The organism is Kitasatospora sp. NPDC094016, from assembly GCF_040304045.1.
GTDB lineage: Bacteria > Actinomycetota > Actinomycetes > Streptomycetales > Streptomycetaceae > Kitasatospora.
Genome location: NZ_JBEOUK010000023.1, coordinates 1 through 20,923 on the forward strand (window position 1 = coordinate 1; position 20,923 = coordinate 20,923).

General features: G+C 72.2%; 22 protein-coding genes. 17 read left to right on the plus strand and 5 right to left on the minus strand.

What is annotated here, in order from left to right:
- Positions 1 to 233: 233 nt before the first annotated feature.
- From ABT015_RS21295 to ABT015_RS21310, 4 genes are all read left to right on the plus strand, one after another.
- Positions 234 to 599 (plus strand): hypothetical protein, encoded by a 366-nt coding sequence (locus ABT015_RS21295; RefSeq protein WP_350881275.1) that lies wholly within the window; start codon positions 234 to 236, stop codon positions 597 to 599.
- A gap of 313 nt (positions 600 to 912) precedes the next feature.
- Positions 913 to 2,007, plus strand: coding sequence for a sugar ABC transporter substrate-binding protein (locus tag ABT015_RS21300; protein WP_350881277.1), 1,095 nt, complete (start codon positions 913 to 915; stop codon positions 2,005 to 2,007).
- A 71-nt stretch (positions 2,008 to 2,078) separates the two neighbouring features.
- Complete coding sequence (locus tag ABT015_RS21305) at positions 2,079 to 2,864, plus strand: ATP-binding cassette domain-containing protein (RefSeq protein ID WP_350881279.1); 786 nt, start codon at positions 2,079 to 2,081, stop codon at positions 2,862 to 2,864.
- On the plus strand, positions 2,861 to 4,120 hold the full coding sequence (locus ABT015_RS21310; RefSeq protein WP_350881281.1) for a sugar ABC transporter permease: 1,260 nt from the start codon (positions 2,861 to 2,863) through the stop codon (positions 4,118 to 4,120). The genes ABT015_RS21305 and ABT015_RS21310 overlap by 4 nt, the downstream gene beginning before the upstream one ends.
- 300 nt (positions 4,121 to 4,420) lie before the next feature.
- On the opposite strand, the gene ABT015_RS21315 is transcribed toward ABT015_RS21310, so the two are convergent.
- From ABT015_RS21315 to ABT015_RS21325, 3 genes are all read right to left on the minus strand, one after another.
- The gene (locus ABT015_RS21315; protein WP_350881283.1) at positions 4,421 to 4,984 is read right to left on the minus strand and encodes a hypothetical protein; all 564 of its coding nucleotides are present in this window, start codon (positions 4,982 to 4,984) and stop codon (positions 4,421 to 4,423) included.
- 13 nt (positions 4,985 to 4,997) lie between these two features.
- Positions 4,998 to 5,447 (minus strand): ATP-binding protein, encoded by a 450-nt coding sequence (locus ABT015_RS21320; protein WP_350881285.1) that lies wholly within the window; start codon positions 5,445 to 5,447, stop codon positions 4,998 to 5,000.
- Positions 5,448 to 5,635: 188 nt separating this feature from the next.
- Positions 5,636 to 6,136 carry an NUDIX domain-containing protein gene (locus ABT015_RS21325; RefSeq protein ID WP_350881287.1) on the minus strand — a complete coding sequence of 167 codons (501 nt, stop codon included), beginning with the start codon at positions 6,134 to 6,136 and terminating at the stop codon, positions 5,636 to 5,638.
- Between the two features lie 272 nt (positions 6,137 to 6,408).
- On the opposite strand from ABT015_RS21325, the gene ABT015_RS21330 reads away from it, so the two are divergent.
- The 5 genes from ABT015_RS21330 (at position 6,409) to ABT015_RS21350 (ending at position 9,160) form a co-directional block, all read left to right on the plus strand.
- A complete protein-coding gene (locus ABT015_RS21330; protein WP_350881531.1) occupies positions 6,409 to 7,197 on the plus strand; it encodes a helix-turn-helix domain-containing protein in 789 nt (262 codons plus the stop codon).
- A complete protein-coding gene (locus ABT015_RS21335) occupies positions 7,190 to 7,399 on the plus strand; it encodes a DUF397 domain-containing protein (protein WP_350881289.1) in 210 nt (69 codons plus the stop codon). Before ABT015_RS21330 ends, ABT015_RS21335 begins: the two co-directional genes overlap by 8 nt.
- 143 nt (positions 7,400 to 7,542) lie before the next feature.
- Positions 7,543 to 8,049, plus strand: coding sequence for an ASCH domain-containing protein (locus ABT015_RS21340; RefSeq protein ID WP_350881291.1), 507 nt, complete (start codon positions 7,543 to 7,545; stop codon positions 8,047 to 8,049).
- Between the two features lie 69 nt (positions 8,050 to 8,118).
- Complete coding sequence (locus ABT015_RS21345) at positions 8,119 to 9,066, plus strand: helix-turn-helix domain-containing protein (RefSeq protein ID WP_350881293.1); 948 nt, start codon at positions 8,119 to 8,121, stop codon at positions 9,064 to 9,066.
- Positions 9,029 to 9,160 carry a DUF397 domain-containing protein gene (locus tag ABT015_RS21350; RefSeq protein WP_350881295.1) on the plus strand — a complete coding sequence of 44 codons (132 nt, stop codon included), beginning with the start codon at positions 9,029 to 9,031 and terminating at the stop codon, positions 9,158 to 9,160. Before ABT015_RS21345 ends, ABT015_RS21350 begins: the two co-directional genes overlap by 38 nt.
- Before the next feature lie 68 nt (positions 9,161 to 9,228).
- On the opposite strand, the gene ABT015_RS21355 is transcribed toward ABT015_RS21350, so the two are convergent.
- Positions 9,229 to 10,866, minus strand: a complete 1,638-nt coding sequence (locus ABT015_RS21355) for an alkaline phosphatase D family protein (RefSeq protein ID WP_350881297.1) — start codon at positions 10,864 to 10,866, stop codon at positions 9,229 to 9,231.
- A 512-nt stretch (positions 10,867 to 11,378) separates the two neighbouring features.
- Between ABT015_RS21355 and ABT015_RS21360 the strand changes: the two genes are divergently transcribed.
- Entirely contained in the window at positions 11,379 to 11,828 is a 450-nt protein-coding gene (locus ABT015_RS21360) for a hypothetical protein (RefSeq protein ID WP_159398753.1), read from the plus strand.
- A gap of 120 nt (positions 11,829 to 11,948) precedes the next feature.
- Here ABT015_RS21360 and ABT015_RS21365 read toward each other — a convergent pair whose 3' ends face one another.
- Positions 11,949 to 12,944: a LuxR C-terminal-related transcriptional regulator gene (locus ABT015_RS21365; RefSeq protein WP_350881300.1), complete on the minus strand. Its 996-nt coding sequence runs from the start codon at positions 12,942 to 12,944 to the stop codon at positions 11,949 to 11,951.
- Positions 12,945 to 13,118: 174 nt separating this feature from the next.
- On the opposite strand from ABT015_RS21365, the gene ABT015_RS21370 reads away from it, so the two are divergent.
- The 7 genes from ABT015_RS21370 to ABT015_RS21400 all read left to right on the plus strand — a co-directional run bounded on the left by ABT015_RS21370 (position 13,119) and on the right by ABT015_RS21400 (position 20,916).
- Positions 13,119 to 13,427, plus strand: a complete 309-nt coding sequence (locus ABT015_RS21370) for a hypothetical protein (protein ID WP_350881302.1) — start codon at positions 13,119 to 13,121, stop codon at positions 13,425 to 13,427.
- 195 nt (positions 13,428 to 13,622) lie between these two features.
- Positions 13,623 to 13,838: a hypothetical protein gene (locus ABT015_RS21375; RefSeq protein ID WP_350881304.1), complete on the plus strand. Its 216-nt coding sequence runs from the start codon at positions 13,623 to 13,625 to the stop codon at positions 13,836 to 13,838.
- A 186-nt stretch (positions 13,839 to 14,024) separates the two neighbouring features.
- Positions 14,025 to 15,791, plus strand: a complete 1,767-nt coding sequence (locus ABT015_RS21380; protein ID WP_350881306.1) for an NlpC/P60 family protein — start codon at positions 14,025 to 14,027, stop codon at positions 15,789 to 15,791.
- Positions 15,792 to 15,951: 160 nt separating this feature from the next.
- Positions 15,952 to 17,379, plus strand: a complete 1,428-nt coding sequence (locus tag ABT015_RS21385; RefSeq protein WP_350881308.1) for a transglycosylase family protein — start codon at positions 15,952 to 15,954, stop codon at positions 17,377 to 17,379.
- 326 nt (positions 17,380 to 17,705) lie between these two features.
- Positions 17,706 to 18,887 carry a Cmx/CmrA family chloramphenicol efflux MFS transporter gene (locus tag ABT015_RS21390; RefSeq protein ID WP_350881533.1) on the plus strand — a complete coding sequence of 394 codons (1,182 nt, stop codon included), beginning with the start codon at positions 17,706 to 17,708 and terminating at the stop codon, positions 18,885 to 18,887.
- 308 nt (positions 18,888 to 19,195) lie between these two features.
- Positions 19,196 to 19,684 carry an exonuclease/endonuclease/phosphatase family protein gene (locus ABT015_RS21395; RefSeq protein WP_350881310.1) on the plus strand — a complete coding sequence of 163 codons (489 nt, stop codon included), beginning with the start codon at positions 19,196 to 19,198 and terminating at the stop codon, positions 19,682 to 19,684.
- A 68-nt stretch (positions 19,685 to 19,752) separates the two neighbouring features.
- Positions 19,753 to 20,916 carry a hypothetical protein gene (locus tag ABT015_RS21400; RefSeq protein ID WP_350881312.1) on the plus strand — a complete coding sequence of 388 codons (1,164 nt, stop codon included), beginning with the start codon at positions 19,753 to 19,755 and terminating at the stop codon, positions 20,914 to 20,916.
- Positions 20,917 to 20,923: the final 7 nt, after the last annotated feature.

A 20,923-nucleotide genomic window follows, 5' to 3' on the forward strand; every position in this document is an offset into this window, starting at 1 on the left:
CAGTTGCGCTCGCGTCACGCACCACGGTTTACCGGAACTGGACCCGCTGCGAAGGTAAATCGCGCAGATTGATCACGACCGAATACGCGCCCTAGCCGCGCACGTCGGCTCCCGGAGTGCGGCGGCGCGCCCCTGTCAGATGTCAGGGACCGCCGCCGCGCCCGCGTTCCTAGGCTGCTGAGCACCGGCCGGACCCCACGTCAGGCCGCCCACCAGCCAAGGGAGAACCATCCATGCGCAGGATCACCCACGCCCTCGCCGCCCTCGCCCTCGCGACCGCGGCCCTGACCACCCTGGGCGCCGGCGGCGCCGGCGCCGCCGACGGCTCCTGGGCGGGCTGCCCGTACGGGGCGGTCTGCGTCTACCCGCAGAACCAGAACCCGGCCTCGGCCCCGAGCGAGGTGTACTGGAGCTACGGCGCGCACAACCTGAGCAACCAGTACGGCGACCACTGGGTCCTCAACAACCAGTCCGGCGGCGCCCACGCCCACCTGTGCAAGGGCTCGGGCGGCGGCAACTGCGTCTACGACATCCCGGCGCAGAACGGCGTCTGGTACGACCTGGGCCCGATCAACTCGATCACCCTCGACCGCCCCTGACGCGTCGTTCCCGATCCACCGGTACCACCTCCGCGCAGGGGCGCCCGCCGCACGCGGGGACGGCGGGCGCCCCGCCTTCCTGACACTCCGACAGGCTGATCGACTCTTGAACGGCGGGCCCCGCAACGGGCGCCGCCGTTCCGCCATTTGGAGCTTCCTCCAGGTTTCAACTCCCCGTCAGTGTTCATGAAGATAACGAGTAGAGGCGCATCGCCCGCAGTCTGAATTTACTTATTGACGTCATGTACGCGTTCAGGTTTAACTCCCCCCACCCCGCCGCAGAGCCGCGGCGACGTCAGGGAGAGGCACCCCCATGAACGCAGCACTGCGTCGCGTCCTCATCGCCACCACCGGCATCTCACTGGCCCTGTCCATGGCCGCCTGCGGCAAGGCGGGCGGCGACAAGAAGGACGCGGCCGCCTCCGGAGACGGCAAGTCCATCGGGCTGCTCCTACCCGAGAACGCCTCCTCCACCCGCTACGAATCCTTCGACCGCCCCTTCGTCGAGGCCAAGGTCGCCGCCCTGTGCGCGGACTGCAAGGTCCTGTACAACAACGCCGAGGGCAGCGCCGCCAAGCAGAAGCAGCAGTTCGACACCCTCCTCGCCCAGGGCGTGAAGGTGATCATCCTGGACCCCTACAACGCCAAGTCCACCCAGGGCTGGGTCCAGGAGGCCGCCGCCAAGGGCGTCAAGGTCGTCGCCTACGACCGCCTGGCCACCGGACCGGTCGCCGCCTACGCCTCCTTCGACAACGAGAAGGTCGGCGAACTCCAGGGCCAGGCCCTCGTCGACGCCCTCGGCGCGCAGGCCGCCGACGCCAACGTCGTCATGATCAACGGCGACGAGGCCGACCCCAACGCCGCCGACTTCAAGACCGGCGCCCACAAGATCCTCGACGCCAAGGTCAAGAAGATCGTCTACGAGCAGTCCGGCCAGTGGGACCCCACCGTCGCCGGCCAGAAGATCGGCGCCGCCGTCACCCAGCTCGGCAAGAACGGCTTCCAGGCCGTCTACTCCGCCAACGACGGCATGGCCGGCGCCATCATCACCCAGCTCCAGGGCGCCGGCATCAAGGTCCCCGTCGGCGGCCAGGACGCCGGCCTCGACGCGATCCAGCGCATCGTCAACGGCGACCAGGCCTTCACCATCTACAAGGCCTACCGCCCGCTCGCCGACTCCGCCGCCGAACTGGCCGTCGCCCTCCTCAAGGGCAAGGACGTCAAGGCCGTCGCCACCGCCACCATCGACAGCGCCACCGACAAGGCCATCCCCGCCAAGTTCCTGGACGCCAAGGTCGTCACCAAGGCCAACATCGCCACCACCGTCGTCGCCGACGGCCTCTACAAGGTCTCCGACATCTGCACCGCCGACTACGCCGCCGCCTGCGCCGCCGCCGGCCTCAAGTAGCCCAGCCGCCCAGCCGCCCAGCCGCCCAGCTCGACCCGGGTCCAAGTCCACCACCGCAGAAGAAGGTTCATGTGACAGGCGCACCCGTCCTCCAGCTGCGCTCGGTCTCCAAGCGCTTCGGTGCCGTCCAGGCCCTCACCGATGTCGGCCTCGACGTGCACACCGGCGAAGTCCTCGCCCTCGTCGGAGACAACGGCGCCGGAAAGTCCACCCTCGTCAAGACCATCGCCGGAGTCCACCCCGTCGACGAGGGCACCATCACCTGGCACGGCGAGCCCGTGCGACTGGCCCGCCCCCAGGACGCCCAGACCCTCGGCATCGCCACCGTCTACCAGGACCTCGCCCTGTGCGACAACCTCGACGTCATCGCGAACCTGTTCCTCGGCCGCGAGAAACGCCGCCACGGGCTCCTGGACGAGGTCGCCATGGAGCAGCACGCCCGCGAACTCCTCGACACCCTCGCCATCCGCATCCCCGACGTGCGCACCCCCGTCGCCGCGCTCTCCGGCGGCCAGCGCCAGGTCGTCGCCATCGCCCGCGCCCTGGTCGGCGAGCCCGCCCTCGTCATCCTGGACGAGCCCACCGCCGCCCTCGGCGTCGAACAGACCGCCCAGGTCCTCGACCTCGTCGAGCGGCTGCGCGAACGCGGCCTGGCCGTCGTCCTCGTCAGCCACAACATGGCCGACGTGCGGGCCGTCGCCGACACCGTCGCCGTCCTGCGACTGGGCCGCAACAACGGCGTCTTCCCCGTCGCCGGCACCACCCAGGAGCAGATCGTCTCCGCCATCACCGGAGCCACCGACAACGCCCACGCCCGGCGCCAGGCCCGCCACACCGAGGAGGAGGACGCCGCATGACCACGCCCAGCACCCCCGCCGACACCCCCGCGGCCCCGGGCGCCGACCCCCGCCTGCACACCCGGGCCGCCGGCCCCGCCGGCTACCTGGACGCCGCCCGCCGCCGCCTGGCCGCCGGCGAACTCGGCTCCCTGCCCGTCGTCGTCGGCCTCATCCTGATCGCCGTCATCTTCCAGTCCGTCACCGGCCACTTCCTCCAGGCCGACAACCTCACCAACATCACCCGCTTCATCGCCGGCCCCGGCCTCATCGCCGTCGGCGTCGTCTTCGTCCTCATCCTCGGCGAGATCGACCTCTCCCTGGGCTCCGTCGCCGGCGCCAGCGCCGCCCTCGCCGCCGTCCTCGCCGTACGCCAGGGCGTCGCCGAATGGCTCGCCGTGCTCGCCGCCCTCGCCGCGGCCACCGCCATGGGCCTGCTGCACGGCCTCTTCTTCGCCCGCGTCGGCGTCCCCGCCTTCGTCGTCACCCTCGCCGGCATGCTCACCTGGAGCGGCCTGCAGGAGTACGTCCTGGGCGACCTCGGCACCGTCAACAACCGCCACGGCGGCCTCATCGCCACCCTCGACACCACCTTCCTCGGCGACGGCGACATCGCCTACGCCTGGGCCCTGGCGGTCCTCGCCCCCGCCCTCTACCTCCTCGCCCACCTGCGCACCGCCCGCCGGCGCACCGCCGCCGGCCTCACCGCCCGCCCCACCGCCGACACCGCCGTCCGCACCGGCGCCCTGGCCGTGCTCACCCTCGCCACCGCCTACGCCCTCAACCAGGACCGCGGCCTGCCGCTGCCCCTGGTCGTGCTGGTGGGCGTCGTCGTCCTCACCGACTTCGTGCTGCGCCGCACCTCCTACGGGCGCCAGATCTTCGCGGTCGGCGGCGGTGTGGAGGCCGCCCGGCGCGCCGGCGTCAACGTGGCCCGGGTGCGGATCTCCGTCTTCATGGTCTCCGCGTTCCTGGCCGGCCTGGGCGGGCTGTTCTACGCCTCCCAGCAGGGCTCCGCCGACAAGCAACTGGGCGGCGGCAACGTCCTGATGAGCGCGATCGCCGCCGCCGTCATCGGCGGCACCAGCCTCTTCGGCGGCCGCGGCAAGACCTGGTCGGCGCTGCTGGGCATCCTGGTGATCCAGTCCATCACCACCGGCCTGGACATGGTCCACGCCGCCCAGGCCATCCAGTACATGATCACCGGCGCCGTCCTGCTGGCGGCCGTCGTCCTGGACTCCCTCTCCCGCCGCACCCGCGCCGCCGGCCGCACCTAGGGCGATTCGGTCTCGCAACTGCGCTGCCTGCCCGACCCGTTCGCTCGTTTTCCTGCCCCGCCCTGCCCCGCCCCGCCCCGCCCTGCCCCGCCCCGCCCCGCCCTGCCCCGCCCTGCCCCGCCCCGCCCCGCTGCGGCGCGGGGCGGGGCGGTGGTGTGTCCGGGGGCCGTCCGCTCCGACGGCCCGGCCTTCCCGGTCAACCTGGGGGCTGCGCGGGTGACGATCCGTCTGCGGCCCGCCCCGTAGCCGGCGGTCGATCGAGCTGCGCAGGAAGTCGGCGGGGTCGACTTCTGGTGCGGGTCAGTGGTGGGTGGTGTGGGCCGTGGCTTGGGTGCGGGCGTGGGTGAGGGCGGGTTTGAGGCGGGGGTCGGGGGTGGGGGCGGCGGTGAGGAGTTCGCCGGCGGTGACGAGGGTGGTCCAGTAGTGGGTGGGGTTGCCGGTGGTGGGGTGGGGGTGGGTGGCGGTGAGGGAGAGGTAGGCGGTGGTGAGGTTGCCGGTGGTGAACCAGCGGGTGAGGCCGTGTTGGTGGCCGGCGCGGATGCTGCCGTGGGCGTCGATGGCGGTGAGGAAGAGGTCGATGATGGCGTGGTCGCGGTCGTCGGGGGTTTTGGGGATGTCGAAGACGCCGAGGGCTTCGAGGAGTTCGCCGGTGTCGTTCTCGGATCCGGGGCGGGGGTTGGCGAGGAGGGCGTCGTAGCAGTCGTCGAGGCGGCGCTGGGTGTCGGCGGCGGGGATGCCGAGGGCGATGCAGACGGCGCGGGCGGAGCGCAGGGGTTGGCGGGTGCGGCGGGCGAGGGTGGCGTAGGCGTCGGCGGGGGTGGAGCCGGTGTCGAACAGGTGCCGGGCGGTGAGGGGGAGTCGCATGGTGGGTGCCTGTTCAGACGGTGAGGAGGGTGAGGGCGGTGGGCGCGGGGGAGGACGTGGGGGCGATGAGGGCCCAGACGAATTTGCCGATGCCGCCGGCGCGGGGGCAGCAGCCCCACTTCTCGGCGAGTTCGTTGATGAGGAGGACGCCGCGTCCGTGTTCGTCGTCGGGGGTGGGGGTGTGGAGGGAGGGGCGGCCGGTGCCGGCGTCGTGGACTTCGAGGCGCAGGCGGTCGGCGGTGAGGGAGAAGCGGATTTCGATGAGGCGGTCGGCGGGGGCGTCGGTGTGCTGGACGGCGTTGGCGAAGAGTTCGCCGAGGAGGAGTTCGGCGGTGTCGCGGTAGCGCTCGCCTGAGGGCAGGCCGGAGAGGTAGGCGCGCAGCAAGTACCGGGCCAGAGGCGTGGATTCGGTGCGGGAGTCGAGGCGCGCGACGAACGTGCGGGGAAGGTGGGTTTTGAGCATGGCGAAGTACCTCGGGGGAGGATGGGTGCGAAGGGGGTGCGCCGTGGGCTGCGCTTGGTGGCGGCAGGCGCCTTCAACGGGAGCGGGCGTGCAAGCGGGCGGTCCGTGCACGGCGGCTGTTGAAGTGAAGGGTCGGACGGTGCCCGTGGTGGTCCGGCCCTGAGGTGTCGCTGTCGGCCGGGGCGTGATCAGCCGACCGGGACGGGGACGCCTTGGATGAGGAGGGGCAGGCCGGCGCCGTGCTCCCAGGCGTCCCAGGCGTCCGCGACGCGGCGGTACTGGTCGTCGGTCATGACGTCGCGGAGCCTGTGCCGGGGGACCCAGTGGAGGGCGCGGATGGCCTGCGGCGGCTTGTGGCGGCGGACGATGTCGGCCTGTCGGGGAGTGAGCATCCCGCCCGCGTAGACGAGGTTGAGGTCCTCGGGGAACTCGGCTGCGGGCACGTAGTCGGCGGTGAGGATCGTGCGGAGGGGCAGCACGAGCCCGGTCTCGGATTCGAGGTGCCGACGGGCCGCGAGGTGGGGCAGTTCGTCCTGCTCGGCGCTGCCGCCGGGAAGGGTCAGGCCGCTCGTGTAGACGGGGTCGACCAGGAGGGCGGAGAGGTCGTGCGAGCCGTCGGGGTCCTCGCCCAAGACGAAGGCCTGCTGGCCCGAACGACGGGCGGGAGGCTTGCTCATGATGCGGGTCATGCTCAACTCTTCTCCAGGCAAGAGAGGTTGACGGGCGCAGCGGTCGACGGAGCGACTTCCCGCAGGTACCGGGCGCCATCTCGTCGGAGGGCGCGGGGTCCCGAAAGGTTGCGCTGTGCGCCCAGTGAATCACCGGGTGTAGCCATAGTGGCGCTCTATCCCCTACGATCGGAACCAGATCTGAATCTTGAAGTTGGTATTCGGCAAGTAGGTGAAGATCGTTGAACCTCAAGGAACTTGATCCAACATCAGGTCCATGGGCGCCCTTCGGAGTGCAACTTCGCAGGTCGCGCAAGGCTGCTGGCCTTACGCAAGCTCAGTTGGCGAGGCTCGTTGGAGTTGATCCCTCCTATGTCTCCTATGCTGAACTTGCCCCGCCCGACCGGACCCCGCCAAGCGAGAAGTTCGCGCGTGATGCCGATCGGGTGCTTGAGACAGGCGGGACCCTGCTGCTGATGTGGCTCCAGGCCAAGCACTCGGCATTGCTGGAGGGCTTCCCGGAGTACGCAGCCAATGAGACGCGGGCCAGTGAGATCCGAATCTTCGAACTTGGCGTCATCCCCGGCTTGCTTCAGACGAAGTCCTACGCAGCGGCTCTTGCGAGGGCGGATGTGCGTCGAAGGGATATCACCCCCAGGCAAGCAGAAGAGCGGCTGACCTTTCTGCTCGCGCGACAGGAAGCTCTGGCGCGACGTGATCCGCCGCTCATCCACGCGGTGCTGGATGAGAGCTGCCTCCGGCGGATCATCGGCGGCCCGGCGGTCATGCGGGAGCAGCTTGAGCAGCTTGAACAGCTCTACGAGCAGGGGCGCGTAGTACTTCAGGTAGCGCCGTTCAGCATGGGGGAGCACAGGCCGTTCGCCCTGTCCATGAGGCTGCTAACACTCCCCGACGGCTCTCTGTTTGGCTACTCTGAGTCTGAGGGGCGAGGGCATGTCGAGCGGGATGACGACAGGCTCCGTGACTGGCGCAGGAGATACGATCGCCTCCAAGTAGGGGCGCTGGCCGAGTCGGCGACTCTCGAATTCATACTCCACGCCCGGAAGGACTCTCATGGCTGATTTCGACTTGACTACCGCTTCGTGGGTGAAGTCGACGTACAGCCAGCAAGGCGGCGACTGCCTTGAGGTTGCGCACGGCTCTCTCGAATTGATGCCCGTCCGTGACTCCAAGGATCCTCACGGCCCGGCTCTCGTCTTCCCGGCCGAGGCTTGGGCGTCGTTCGTCGCTGCTGTCCGCAGTGGGGAGTTCGGCGGACTCTGAACCGAAGGCCTCCGCTCGGCGTTACTTCCCTGGATTCCGACCGCGTCGTCGACTCTGTACGCGCCCGAGCCGCCGTCGGCGAACTACGCGAGCGCTTGGCGGCCCCGGCCTTCCCTCCCTCGGTAGAAGCGGAACACCACCCCATGCCAGGCCAGGAACGCGTCATCCGGATCCGCCGCCCCTATCTCGACCTGATCGCCGCCGGCACCAAGACCATCGAGGTGCGCGTCGGCTACCCCAGCATGCGAAAGATCCATCCGGGGCAGCTGGTCGTCTTCGAATCCGGGGACGCCCGCTACCGTACCCGGGTCACCGAGGTGGTGGAGTACCCGAGCTTCGACGCGATGCTCGATGCCGAGGACCTGGAGGCGATCGGATCCGAGGGGATGAGCCGGGCCGAACTCCTCGCCGCCTGCCGCGAGATCTACCCGCTGGAGAAGGAACGGCTCGGCGTCCTCGCGATCCACCTGCGGCTCGCCCCCGTAGCCGGGGGCCGATTGGGCTGCGCGGGAAGTCTGCGGAGTCGACTTCCCGCGCACGGCAGGCACGGGTTGACGCGTCCGCCGCGGGAAGGGCGGCGGACAGGGGGCGCGCGAAGGGCGCGCGATATGACGCTGTGCAAGCAAAAGATCGCGTTCCGATACCGATGATCCGGATGCGGGGATACGGTGGCGCCCTGATACGCGTGTTGAGCACGTGGCGCACAGCAGGGGGCAGTGATGGTGCGGCGGAAGATCAAGCGGGGGCCGACGGCGAGCTCCGCGATCCTGTTCGGCGAAGAGGTCCGCTACGCACGCGAGTTGGCGGGCTACACGCAGGAGGAGCTGGGCAAGCTGCTGCACATCGACCGGACGGTGATCTCGCGGACCGAGAGCGGGCAGCGGAAACCGCCGGTCGAGGAGGTCGAGGAACTCGACCAACTGCTGAACACCGGCGGCCTGTTGAGGCGGCTGTACGACCGGGTCGACTGGAGCGCCCAGATCGAACACCCGGACTGGTTCCAGAGCCATGTCGATACGGAGGCCGAGGCGGTCGGGCTCCAGGTGTTCCAGACCGACTACATGCACGGGCTGCTGCAGTGCAGGGAGTATGCGCGAGCGATGTTCGAGGCGGGTGGGACTGACGAATGCCCTCAAGCGGTCGAGGAACGAGTCGTGGCGAGGCTCGCACGGCAGAGGCGGTTCCTCGCCGAGGGTGGGCCGCAGTTGGTCGTCCTCCTGGACGAAAGTGCCATTCGATCGGTGGTCGGCGGACCGGCGGTGATGGCGCGCCAGATGCAGCACCTGCTGGACATCGCCCGACGCGGGAACATCGTCATCCAGGTGGTGCCGTTCACGGCTCGGACGACGATCATCAACACCGCGATGGTCCTTCTGGAGATGCCGGACGGCCAGCACTCGGTGTACTCGGAGAGCCTTGACAGGGGCAATCCCAGCGACGATCCGGCCATCGTTTCCGGGCACCGGCGGCGCTATGATCGGCTGCGTGGCGATGCGCTCACAGCGACCGAATCGCTCGGGCTGGTCGCCGAGGCGCTGGAAGGGTTCAAAGATGATGCGGAACGAGCTCGACGCGGCCACCTGGCGCAAGAGCAGCTACAGCGGCACGAACGGCGGCGACTGCGTCGAGGTGGCCCCCGGGTTCCCCGGCCTCGTCCCCGTACGTGACTCCAAGGACCCCGGCGGCCCGGCCCTCGTCTTTCCGGCCGAGGCGTGGCACTCCTTCATCGTCGCGATCCGGGACGGCGAACTCCCGGCATAGCGCCCGACGGTGAAGGCCCCCGTCGGGCCCCGCCGCCCCCGTGAGCGGCGGGACCCGAGGGTGGCGGGTCAGGCCGGGCGGATGCCCGGGTTGCCGGCCTCGGTGACGAAGGAGGCGGCGGTGGTGACGGTGCCGCCGGGGCGGGTGATGTGGGAGATCGCCCGGTAGTCGGCGCGCACCTGGTGGCGGTCAAGGGTGAGCGTGGTGTAGCCGCGCCGCCCGTCGTAGAACTTCATGTGCGGGTTGGCCGACATCAGGTTCTGCCAGTTGGACGGCCGCTCCTCGCCGTCGCCGTCGCTGCTGATCGAGGTGCCGACGAACTCCACGCCCACCGTCCGGGAGTTGGGGTCGGCGAAGTCGCGCTTGACGTCCAGGGCGTAGGCGACGTGGACGTCACCGGTGAGCAGGACCAGGTTCTCCACCCCGGCCCGGTCGACGGCGGCCAGGAAGCGCTCGCGGGCGGCCGGGTAGCCGTCCCACGCGTCCATGGAGAGCTTGGAGCGCTCGGCGGTGGTGTTCTTGCGGCGGGAGAAGACGACCTGCTGCGGCACGACGTTCCAGGTCGCCCGGGAGCGGCGCAGGCCCTCGGCGAACCAGCGCTCCTGGGCGGCGCCCATCAGGGTGCGCCGCGGGTCCTCGGACTCCGGGGTGGGGTACTGCCAGCCGTCGCCGTTGGCCTGGTCGTCGCGGTACTGGCGGGTGTCGAGGATGTCGAACTGCGCCAGCTGCCCGAAGTGGACGCGCCGGTAGAGGGTGAGCTCGGTGCCGCGCGGCTGCGGCATCCGCAGCGGCATGTTCTCCCAGTACGCGCGGTAGGCGGCGGCGCGGCGGGCGATGAACGGCGCCGGGTCCTGGCCCTTCTCGGGGATGCCGGCCGCGTAGTTGTTCTCCACCTCGTGGTCGTCCCAGGTGACGTACCAGGGGTGGGCGGCGTGCGCGGCCTGGAGGTCGGGGTCGTTCTTGTAGAGGGAGTAGCGCAGCCGGTAGTCCTCCAGCGTGGCCGTCTCGTGGTCGAACAGCGCCGGCAGGGTGTGGTCGGTGTACTTGCGGTCGCCGCCCGCCGCGTCGATGCCGTACTCGTAGATGTAGTCGCCGACGTGGAACACCGCCGCCAGGTCCTCGTCGGCCAGGTGGCGGTAGGCGGTGAAGTACCCGTCCTCGTAGGCCTGGCAGGACACCAGCCCGAAGCGGACGGCGTCCAGCCTGCGCCCGCGCTCCGGCGCGGTGCGGGTGCGCCCCACGGGGCTGCTCCAGGTGCCGACGGTGAAGCGGTACCAGTACACCCGGTCCGCGTCGAGGCCGTCGACGTCCACGTGCACCGCGTAGTTGAACTCGGCGTGCGCGCGGGCGCTGCCGCGCCGCACCACCTTGCGGAACCGCTCGTCGCGGGCCAGCTCCCAGCCCACCCGCACCGAACCGGTGGGCGGCAGCCCGGCGCCGGGCTCCAGAGGGCGCGGCGCCAGGCGGGTCCACAGCACGACGGCCCCGGGCAGCGGGTCGCCGGAGGCCACGCCGAGGGTGAACGGGTCGCCGGTGATGGCGCGCGGGCCGAACTCGGCGTCCTCGGCGTGCGCGGACGGCAGGTTGACGGTGAACGCCAGCGCGGCGGCGGCCGAGGTGACGGTGAGGAAGCGGCGCCGGTCCAGTCGCGCGGCGGCCTCGCGCAGCTGCTGGTCGGGGGAGGGGCGGTCGGCAGGGCGGGTCATGGGGTGAAGGCCTTTCGCTGCTCGGCGGTGTGCGAAGGAATTCGAGTGGACCGCGCCGTACGCCAGGGGTCGGAATTCCGGCAGCGGAGTGATCATCTGATGGGGGATCGGTGAAGGTCCGACAAATCCCCCCGGGTGGACGGAAACGGACGCGCGTAGCGTCACTCGCGCGACCGGTCCACTTGGCCCGCGGACGCAGGCCCTCCCGCCCCCGACCGGGCCCCGTCACCGGCCCCGGCCCGCCCGCAGGCCCCGCGCCGCGGCCGCCCGGCAAAACCCCGAACCCGCACGAGGGGGCGGCTGCTCCGTACCCGGAACGGGCCGCGCGACACGGGCCGCCCATCACTGCACAGAGGCGCTGGCAAAGTCAAGAAAAACCACCCGAACGGGGGGGTCCACTTCTACGCCGGAGTGCGGTCGTGATGTACAACACGCTGGCACCCCAAGCGAGTTGACTGATAGGAATCACCCCGGGGGACCCGACCATCAGCTCACACCTCTGGGAGGGAACCATGAAGAACCGCTTCGTACGTCGTGCGGGTGTTGTGGTGGCCGGCCTCGCCGTCCTGACAGTCGGCTTCGGCAGCACGGCGGCCATGGCGGCCGCCCCGGCCCCGGCCCCGGTCGCAGTAGTCCAGAACGTCACGCCCGCCATCACGGACGTGCAGACCTGGACCTACGTCACCGGCCCGCTGGAGACCACGCTCACCCTCGACACGACCGCCCGCTCCGCGTCCATCGTGGTGTACGCGAACGTACCGTTCCTCGGCAAGGTCAAGGTCGGCAGCGCCTCCGGCAGCCTGACCGAAGGCATCACCTTCCACCTGGGCCTGTCGCCGTTCGTCAACGGCACGCAGAGGTTCTACCTGGTCGGCGACGACGTGCACCTGTACTACGACTTCGACGCGCTCGGCAAGCACTACACGGGCGACGTCAAGCTCGGCACGCTCCCGCCGTTCTAGCAGCCCCGCTCCAACACCCCCGGCGCCGCCCGCCGCCCCCGCGACCCGGGGGCGGCGGGCGGACCCACACCCGCACCAGCCGCCCGGCCCCCGCCACGGCCACCCGCGCGAACGCCGGCCCTACACCTGCTGCGGCAGCCAGCCGTTCTGCACCGCCCGCATCCCGAACTCGAAACGACTGCGCGCACCCAGCCGCTCCATCAGATCCGTCGCCACCCGCCGCGCCGTCCGCGACGACACCCCCAACCGCTTGGCGATCGCCTCGTCCGTCAGCCCCTGCGCCAGCAACCGCACCACCGTCGACTCCTGCGCACTGAGCCCGCCCTCGTCCCGCACCACCGACGGCCCCAGCTCCCGCGCCTGACCCCACACGTGCTCGAACAGCGCGCACAGCGCCACCAGCGTCCCGTGACCGGTCAGCACGACCGCCCCCGCGCGGGTGTCCTCCCCGCTGACCGGGATCAGCGCCGTCGACCGATCGAAGATGATCATCCGGGTCGGCAGCTCCGGCACCGTCCGCACCTCCCCGCCCAGCTCCGCCAGCCAGCCCACGTACGCCACCGTCGGCTGGCTGTTGCGCACACTGTCCAGGTACACCGTCCGCATCCGCACCCCCCGGCCCAGCAGATCCCGGTCATGCGGCCGGGACGCCTCGATGCTCTCCGGAGAATGCCCCCCACCCGGCGCGAAGGTCATGATCTCCACCGTCAGACCACGGGCCAGCGAAGCGATCCGGTCCCGGATCTGGTCCAGGCCCACCAACTGCTCCACCCCCGCGTGCGAGGCGGCCGGCCGCAGGTCCGCGTACTCCGCGATCAACTGCGCGGCCGCCGCCCGGGACGCCTCGATCCGCAGCTGCTGCGTCGCCAGATCGGCCTGCTGGCGGGCCATCAGCAACTCCATGCCGACCTGCGGCGACACCGCACGCAGCTCGCCCTCCCGCTCGTAGGAGGGCCGGATCAGCGCCAGCTCGCTCAGCAGGTCCAGGCAGCGCCGGACATCCTCCTCGCCGCGCCCGAGCCGCTCCGCCAGCGCCCGCACCCCGTCGCCGGGATGCGCGAGCATGCTGCGGTAGACGCTCTCCGACACGGCATCCAGCCCGAGTGCGGTCAGCATGCCTCGTTACCCCCCGGTGTGTAAGGCCTGAAACGCCAATCGCTGCGTACGCGATCATCGCACGCGAGTGCGAGAGGGGGCCAGCAAGGGCCCCTGGACGGTTCCGGACACCGCCGGAACCGTCCGGGTTGATCCTCTATGCCGGGATGCCGACGGTTCGGCAGAGTCCGTTCCATGTACCTGATTCACGCCGAGATCCAGGCCCCGGCCCCGGGAGCAGCGCTCGCACCCGACACCGCCGGGGTGCTGCTGGCGAGCGCGCGGCCCCAGGAGCGCATCGAACACGTCTCCGTGCACGAGGGGGCCGGCCCCGGCGCCGTCCTCGGCGTCTACCTGGTCGCCGGCCGGCTGAGCGCCGCCGAGACCGTCGTCGACGCGTTCTGCCGGCGCGCGGTCGAGACCGTCCCCGCGCTGCGCGGCTGGACGCTCACCCGCGTCGGCGCCCCGCTCGTCACGCCGTTCTACGAGCGCCTGCTGGACTGATCCGGCCCGGCTGGACGGATCCGGACGCTGCCGTTTCCGTCCACCGGAGAACCCTTCCACCCGTTCTGAACTGCGACGAAGCTAGTACTCGCCAGCAGGGCCCACCGCCCGGAGGCAAACCGGCCGAGCGTCAACCGCGGGACGCGACACCGGACCCACCGCCACTCGTCCAGTTCTCGAAAGAGGTCCACTCCCATGCTTCGCACCCCGCTCGCCAAGGCCGCCGCGGTCGCCGCCCTCGCCCTCGCCGCCGCCCTGCCGATCGCCGGCCAGGCCTCGGCCAACACCATCTGGGACAGCCCCGCGCCCGCCCCGGCCGCCACGACGGCGAACACCATCTGGGACAGCCCCGCGCCGGTCACCGCCCCCGCGCCGGTCACCGTCACCCCGGCCAACACCATCTGGGACTGACCCGCGCCGCGCCGGCCACCGCCGTGAACACCATCCGGGACTGACCCGCCCCGCCGTCGCCCGAGGCCACCCGACCGCTGCTCCTGCAGGGCAGCTGTCCGCCTCCCCTCCGGGCCACGCCCCCCGACTTCCCGCGCCTGCCGCTCCGGCGCCACCACCTCTTTCACACCGTCAGGACGTGTCGCCATGCCCTCCGCGCTCTCCAAGCTCGCCCGCGTCACCCTCGCCGCCTCCATCGCCGCCTCCGGCGCGATAGCCGCCACGGCCTTCACCACCACCGCGGCCCACGCCGCCGCCTCGTCCACCGTCGGCGGCCAGATCAGCCGGTCGGAGATCCTCTCCCGCGCCCAGTACTGGTTCAACCAGAACCCGGGCCTCACCTACAACCAGGGCGCGACCTTCCCCGACTCCAGCGGCCGCTACTACCGCAAGGACTGCTCCGGCTACGTCTCCATGGCCTGGCACCTGGGCTACAGCGCCACCACCCGGTCCATCGCCGACTCCGAGACCTACCCGATCTCGCGCAGCGACCTGCGCCCCGGGGACGTCCTCAACAGCTACTACGACCACGTCCTGCTCTTCGAGAAGTGGGACGACGCCAACCACACCACCTTCTCCTACTACTCCTTCGGCTCCACCCCGGTGAAGCACGTCACCGGCGCCTCCATCAACGCCGCGAAGTTCGACTCGCACCCCAACGGCGACTACAAGGCGCTGCGCTACAAGAACGTCGTCGAGGACGTCAGCACCTCCCCGTCCTCGCTGCCCTCCGGCACCCTGGTCAAGTCCCCGAACGGCCCCTCGGTCAAGGTCATCATCAACGGCGCGGGCCTGCCGGTCGCCGGCTCCGACGTCGCCGCCGACGGCTACGACCTGAGCAAGATCGTCCAGGTCGACGACGGCGCCTTCAACGCCCTGCCCACCGTGCCGCCGCCCGGCACCGTGGTCCACGACCAGGGCGGCGGCTCCTCCCGCTACGTCGTGGTCGGCGGCGCGGCGCTGTTCATCTCCGGCTCGGACTGGACCGCCGACGGCTACAACACCCGCCCCGACATGGGCGTCCCGTCCAGCTGGCTGCAGGGCGCGATCAACACCGGCCCGGCCACCGGACTCGTCGTGATGGACCAGTCCGGCACCGACGCCGGCCGCTACGTCGTCGTCAACGGCACCGCCATGCACATCTCCGCCTCCGAGTGGACCGCCGACGGCTACAACACCCAGTCCCTGATGGGCGTGCCCAGCGACTGGCTGAAGGCCGCCATCGCCAAGCCCATGCCCAACGGCACCGTCCTGATGGACCAGTCCGGCACCGACCCCAGCCGCTACGTCGTCGTCGGCGGCGCCGCCGTGCACATCTCCGCCTCCGAGTGGACCGCCGACGGCTACAACCTCCAGTCCCTGATGGGCGTGCCCGGCGAGTGGCTCGACACCACGGCCAAGAAGACCGTCCCGGACGGCACCCTGATCAAGGGCCAGGCCGGCACCGACCCGTCGATCTACGTCATGGTCAACAACTCCGCGCTGCCGATGACCAACGCCGAGTTCACCACCGTCTACGCCAACCAGCCGGTCCTGGGCGTCCCGGAGGAATGGGAGGCCGCCGAGGTCGCCCGCCCGCTCGCCAACGGCACCCTGATCACCAACGCCGCCGGCACCGACTCCACCGTCTTCGTGATGGCCGGCGGCCTGGCCGTCCCGCTCACCTACGCCGACTTCACCGGCTACGGCTACGACAAGCTGCCGCTGCGCGGCGTCCCCGGCAGCTGGGAGCAGTCGGCCGCCGCCAAGAGCGCCCCCGCCGACGGCACCCTGCTCCAGTCCTCCGACGGCCCCACCGTCTGGCAGGTCGTCAACGGCGGCAGCAAGAAGGCGGCCGCGCCCGGCTCCTACAACGCCGCCGACGTGGTGAAGGTCCCGACCGCGCTGACCGCCAAGCTCCCCACCGTCGCCTGACGCACCCACGCCGCCAGGGCGGCCCGGCCACCGCCGGCCGCACCGCCCCGCGCCCGCACACCCCGCTCGCACCGCACCGCACCGCACCGCACCCGCACGCACCGCACGCGCCCGCTCGTCCGAGCCGCCGACCCGCACCTGCCCCAGGGGGAATTCCGTCATGACCGCCGCCCGCAAGACACCGGCCCTCGCCGCCGCCACCGCCCTGCTCGCCCTCGCCGCCCCGCTCGCCCTCGGCGGCCAGGCCTCCGCGGCCTCGGTGTCCACCTGGGACAAGGTCGCCCAGTGCGAGAGCGGCGGCAACTGGAGCATCAACACCAACAACGGCTACTACGGCGGCCTCCAGTTCTCCCAGAGCACCTGGCTCGCCTACGGCGGCAGCCAGTACGCCCCCTACGCCAACCGGGCGACCAAGCAGCAGCAGATCCTGATCGCCGAGAAGGTCCTCGCCGGGCAGGGCGAGCGGGCCTGGCCGCGCTGCGGCCCGGCGGCCGGCCTGGGCGCCGACCACGCCAACCCCTACCCGGCCGGCACCTCCTACCCCGACCCGGCGTCACTGCCCACCGGCACGCTCGTCAAGTCGCCCAACGGCGCCTCGGTCAAGGTCCTGATCAGCGGCGCCGGCCTGCCCGTCACCGGCTCCGACGTCGCCCCCGACGGCTACGACCTGAGCAGGATCGTCCTGGTGGACGACGCCCGCTTCAACGCCCTGCCCACCACCCCGCCCGAGGGCACCGTCGTCCACGACCAGGCCGGCGGCAGCGCCCGCTACGTCGTCGTCGCCGGCGCGGCGCTGACCATCTCCGGAGCGGACTGGACGGCGGCCGGCTACAACACCCGCCCCGACCTGGGCGTCCCCACCGCCTGGCTGCAGAACGCGCTCACCAACACCCTCCCGACCGGCCTCGTCGTCCACGACCAGGCCGGCGGCAACGCCCGCTACGTCGTCGTCTCCGGCGCCGCCCTGCCCATCTCCGGCGCCGAATGGACCGCCGACGGCTACCACACCCGCGCCGACATGGGCGTCCCCGGCGCCTGGCTCGCCTCCGCCACCCAGGCCACCGTCCCGAACGGCACCGTCGTCAACGGCCAGGCCGGTACCGACCCGTCGATGTACGTCATGGTCAACGGCAGCGCCCTGCACATCTCCGGCAGCGAGTGGACCGCCGACGGCTACAACACCAAGACCCTGATGGGCGTGCCCGAGGCCTGGCTGCAGGGCGCCGTCGCCAAGCCCCTGAAGAACGGCACGGTCCTCACCGACGCCGCCGGCACCGACTCCACCGTCTACGTGATGGCCGGCGGCCTGGCGGTCTCCCTGACCTACGCCGACTTCACCGCGATGGGCTACGACAAGCAGCCGCTCATGGGCGTCCCCGGCACCTGGCTGGGCGCAGCCGCCGCCAAGAGCGCCCCCGCCGACGGCACCCTGCTGCTCTCGCCCGACAGCCCCACCGTCTGGCTGGTCGCGGGCGGCGGGAAGAAGGCCCTGACCGCAGCCGACTTCGGCCCCGGCAAGTACAGCCTCGCCGACGTGGTCAGCGTCCCGACCGCGCTGACCGCCAAGCTCCCGACCACCACCGCGTAACCCCGGCCCCCGAACACCCCGAGCCGCCCGGCCACACCCGCCGGGCGGCTCGGGCGCGTTCCGCAGACGCCCGAAACCCGCGTGCCCCACCGGGCACCGCTCCGGTAGCCTGCAGACCATGTCGAGCCCTGAGGCATCCAGGGTGGGGGCTTTCGGTCACGCGCCGTCAGCCCCCTGAACCCCCGAGCCGCGCACCCCGCCCTCCCGCCGCACCCCGCGGCCGGACGGGCACGCCCTCAGGCCCCGGGCGCTGACCGCGGTGACGAGACGCCGACCTCCCGCGCATCTCCTCACTCCGGAGCCCCCAGATGTCCCCGACACGCCCGATGCCCCTCCCGCTGTACCTCCTCGCCCTGGCCGTCTTCGCCATGGGCACCTCCGAGTTCATGCTCGCCGGCCTCCTGCCCGACCTCGCCGCCGACCTCGGCGTGAGCCTCGGGGCGGCCGGCCTGCTCGGCCCCGCCTTCGCCGCCGCAATGGCCCTCGGCGCCCCGCTGACGGCCGCCCTCGCCCGCACCTGGCCCGCCCGCACCAGCCTCCTCGGCCTCCTCCTCGCCTTCGCCGCCGCCCACGCCGCGGGCGCCGTCACCACCAGCCTCCCGCTCCTGTGCGCCACCCGCGTCGCCGCCGCCCTCGCCTGCGCGGGCTTCCTCGCCGTCGCCCTGACCACCGCCGCCACCCTGGTCGCCCCCGACCGCAAGGGCCGCGCCCTGGCCGTCCTGCTCTCCGGCACCACGCTCGCCACCATCGCCGGCGTCCCGGCAGGCGCCGCCCTCGGCACCCTGCTCGGCTGGCGCGCCACCTTCTGGGCCGTCGCCGCCCTCTGCCTGCCCGCCGCCGCCGGCCTCCTGCGCGGCATCCCGGCCGCACCCGCCCCACACGACAGCGCCCCGCATGACACCGCCGAACCGGCGCTGCGCACCGAACTCGCCCAACTACGCCGCCCCCGTCTGCTCCTGGTCATGGCGCTCGGCGCCCTGGTGAACGCCGCGACCTTCGCCGGCTTCACCTTCCTCGCCCCCGTCGTCACCGAAACCGCCGAACTGGGCCGGCTCTGGATCCCCGTCGCCCTGGTGCTCTTCGGCGCCGGCTCCCTGCTCGGCGTCACCACCGCCGGACGCCTCGCCGACCACCGCCCCCGTCTGCTCCTCGCGGCCGGCGGCCCGCTGCTCCTCGCCGGCTGGCCCGCCCTCGCCGTCCTGGCCGAGGAACCGGCCGCGCTGCTGGCCCTGGTGTTCGTGCAGGGCGCGCTGTCGTTCGCACTGGGCGCCACCCTGATCACCCGGGTCCTCTACGAGGCGGCCGCCGCCCCCACCATGGCCGGCTCGTACGCGACCGCGGCCCTCAACGTCGGCGCCGCCACCGGCCCGCTGGTCGCCGCCACCACCCTGGGATCCAGCGCCGGGCCGCTGGGCCCACTGTGGGCGAGCGCCCTGCTCGTCCTGCTCGCGCTGCTCGCCGCTGTCCCGCTGCGCGAGGTGCTCGCCCCCCGCCACGGCGGTGCGTAACAGGCCCCGGGCCGCACCTCGCGGCAGCCGCGCCGTGGGGAGTCGGCGTGGGGAGTCGGCGTGGCCGGCTCCCCACGGCGGCCGTACGCCCCGTCGGTGGGCACGGCCCCGGCGCGGCACCATCCGTGTACGCCCTTCACGTCCTGCCGTGAGCCGGTGATGCCCCCCGCGCCCCGTGGCGTCCGCCGGGGCACCGGCGCGTCGACGCCGGCGGGCGCGGGCCGACCCCCTTGACTTGGGGGGCGGGGCGCCCCGGACCGGTTCCGCCGTGTGTGCGCCCCGCGCCCGCCGGTTCGGAGAGGACGGCCTTGAAGGTTCTGACGCACAACGTGATGTTCCTGTCCTGGCTGACGCAGAAGAGCGAGGGCGACTGGGACAACGCGGCGCGCTCGCGGCTGATCGCCGAGTCCGCGTACGTCGCGGCCCACGACGTGCTGGTCTTCCAGGAACTCTTCGACCCCGGCCCCTCCGAGGAGCTGATGCAGGGCCTGGAGGGCCGGGGGTACCGCCACTCGCCCGACTTCCAGGACGTCCTGGGCTTCGGGAACCTCCAGGAGGCGGGCCCCCGGACGGGCTGGAAGTACTCCTTCGACACCATCGCCAACGACGCCGCCCTGCACCGCCGGCCGGCCGACCCCGCCGAGGACACGGGCCACGTCCTGCTCCGCAAGGGCCACGCCCCGCCGTGCGACGCCTGGACGAGCGAGGTCCTGAAGACCGCCTCGCCGAGCTGGGAGGCGGGCGGCCGGGCCTTCACCGACTACAGCGACCACTACCCGGTGACCGCGGGCCGCTGAGCCCGGGCCGGCCGCGGACCGGCACGTCCGTTCCGGGAGTCGCGAGCCGTCCGACAGGAGGAGCGGATATGAGCTACTCGGCACCACAGCAGTTCGGCGAACTCACCTTCGTCTTCAGCACCGGCGAGACGAGACCGCCCGAGGGCTACCACGCCCTGTGCAGCGTCATCCCCGACGACGCCCCGATGACCTGGGTGCGGGGGAGCACCGGCGGCTCGGCCGCGCTGGCCGAGCCCAAGCAGTGGCGCAAGGTCACCGACTCCGACGGGGTGCTGCGCGGCCTGGTGCCGGTGGCCCCTCCCGGGTACCGGGCGCTGAGCGCGCTGTGGTCCTCGGACACGGTCCACGGGCCCCGTGACGTCCTGCGCGACCTCGGCGGCGCGGCCTTCGTCGCCCAGGGCGACCTGCGCTGCGTGAAGGAGGAGATCGGCGGACGCCCCTACGTGGCCGTCGGCGCCTGGCGCGGGCGCGGCGGGCTGGAGATCCCCGAGACCGTCCGCCCCGAGACGATCCCCGGCGGCACGGGCTGCCTGCTGACCCCCGGCATCGCGACCTGGATCTCCTACTTCGACGGCGACTACGAGGGGGAGGACCCCGGCGACGTCCACGTGCTGGACGTGCCGATGCGGCAGGTCCGGCAGGGGACGGCGAAGGGCCCGGCCGTCACGGACGGAGGCGAGGTGCCCGAGCGGACCGAACCGGTCGTCGACCGGGAGGTGGTCCTCCCGTGCACCGCCGTCCTCGACCGGGGCGCGTCCACGGAGTGGATCCTGCGCAACTCGCCGACGTACACGGTGCGGCGCAAGCGGTTCTACACCCGGGTCGCGGTCACCGACCTGCGGGAGGACCCGGGCCCGGGCACGGTCGGCGCCACCGTCCCGTGGGGGGTGGACGAGGCGCAGTCGCAGGCCTGCCGCGAAGCCGTCGGCCTGTCCGTCGGGTTCGAGGCGGGCGTCGAGATCGAGGGCCGCGGCGCCAGGGCGGCCGCCTCCCTCAGCCGCGAACTCGGCTACGACAGCACGCGTTTCGTCGCCGCCATGACCCGGGAGCGGCAGGAGGTCCGCGCCCCCGCGCCGGGCCTGCACCTCACCGCGCTGTACGTCGAGAGCCACCGCATCGAGGTCGTCCGCAACGACCCGGACCACACGCTCCCCTCGGGCCGGGCGGGCCTGACGTTCAACGCCCACGCGTCCTGGACGGCGCCCGCCCACCCGCCGCGCCCGGCCCGCTGAGGGGCCG

Coding starts and splice junctions, on each gene's coding strand:
- ABT015_RS21295 (WP_350881275.1), top strand. CDS start 234: ATGCGCAGGATCACCCACGCCCTCGCCGCCCTCGCCCTCGCGACCGCG.
- ABT015_RS21300 (WP_350881277.1), top strand. CDS start 913: ATGAACGCAGCACTGCGTCGCGTCCTCATCGCCACCACCGGCATCTCA.
- ABT015_RS21310 (WP_350881281.1), top strand. CDS start 2,861: ATGACCACGCCCAGCACCCCCGCCGACACCCCCGCGGCCCCGGGCGCC.
- ABT015_RS21315 (WP_350881283.1), bottom strand. CDS start 4,984: ATGCGACTCCCCCTCACCGCCCGGCACCTGTTCGACACCGGCTCCACC.
- ABT015_RS21320 (WP_350881285.1), bottom strand. CDS start 5,447: ATGCTCAAAACCCACCTTCCCCGCACGTTCGTCGCGCGCCTCGACTCC.
- ABT015_RS21325 (WP_350881287.1), bottom strand. CDS start 6,136: ATGACCCGCATCATGAGCAAGCCTCCCGCCCGTCGTTCGGGCCAGCAG.
- ABT015_RS21335 (WP_350881289.1), top strand. CDS start 7,190: ATGGCTGATTTCGACTTGACTACCGCTTCGTGGGTGAAGTCGACGTAC.
- ABT015_RS21340 (WP_350881291.1), top strand. CDS start 7,543: ATGCCAGGCCAGGAACGCGTCATCCGGATCCGCCGCCCCTATCTCGAC.
- ABT015_RS21345 (WP_350881293.1), top strand. CDS start 8,119: ATGGTGCGGCGGAAGATCAAGCGGGGGCCGACGGCGAGCTCCGCGATC.
- ABT015_RS21355 (WP_350881297.1), bottom strand. CDS start 10,866: ATGACCCGCCCTGCCGACCGCCCCTCCCCCGACCAGCAGCTGCGCGAG.
- ABT015_RS21360 (WP_159398753.1), top strand. CDS start 11,379: ATGAAGAACCGCTTCGTACGTCGTGCGGGTGTTGTGGTGGCCGGCCTC.
- ABT015_RS21365 (WP_350881300.1), bottom strand. CDS start 12,944: ATGCTGACCGCACTCGGGCTGGATGCCGTGTCGGAGAGCGTCTACCGC.
- ABT015_RS21370 (WP_350881302.1), top strand. CDS start 13,119: ATGTACCTGATTCACGCCGAGATCCAGGCCCCGGCCCCGGGAGCAGCG.
- ABT015_RS21375 (WP_350881304.1), top strand. CDS start 13,623: ATGCTTCGCACCCCGCTCGCCAAGGCCGCCGCGGTCGCCGCCCTCGCC.
- ABT015_RS21380 (WP_350881306.1), top strand. CDS start 14,025: ATGCCCTCCGCGCTCTCCAAGCTCGCCCGCGTCACCCTCGCCGCCTCC.
- ABT015_RS21385 (WP_350881308.1), top strand. CDS start 15,952: ATGACCGCCGCCCGCAAGACACCGGCCCTCGCCGCCGCCACCGCCCTG.
- ABT015_RS21390 (WP_350881533.1), top strand. CDS start 17,706: ATGCCCCTCCCGCTGTACCTCCTCGCCCTGGCCGTCTTCGCCATGGGC.
- ABT015_RS21400 (WP_350881312.1), top strand. CDS start 19,753: ATGAGCTACTCGGCACCACAGCAGTTCGGCGAACTCACCTTCGTCTTC.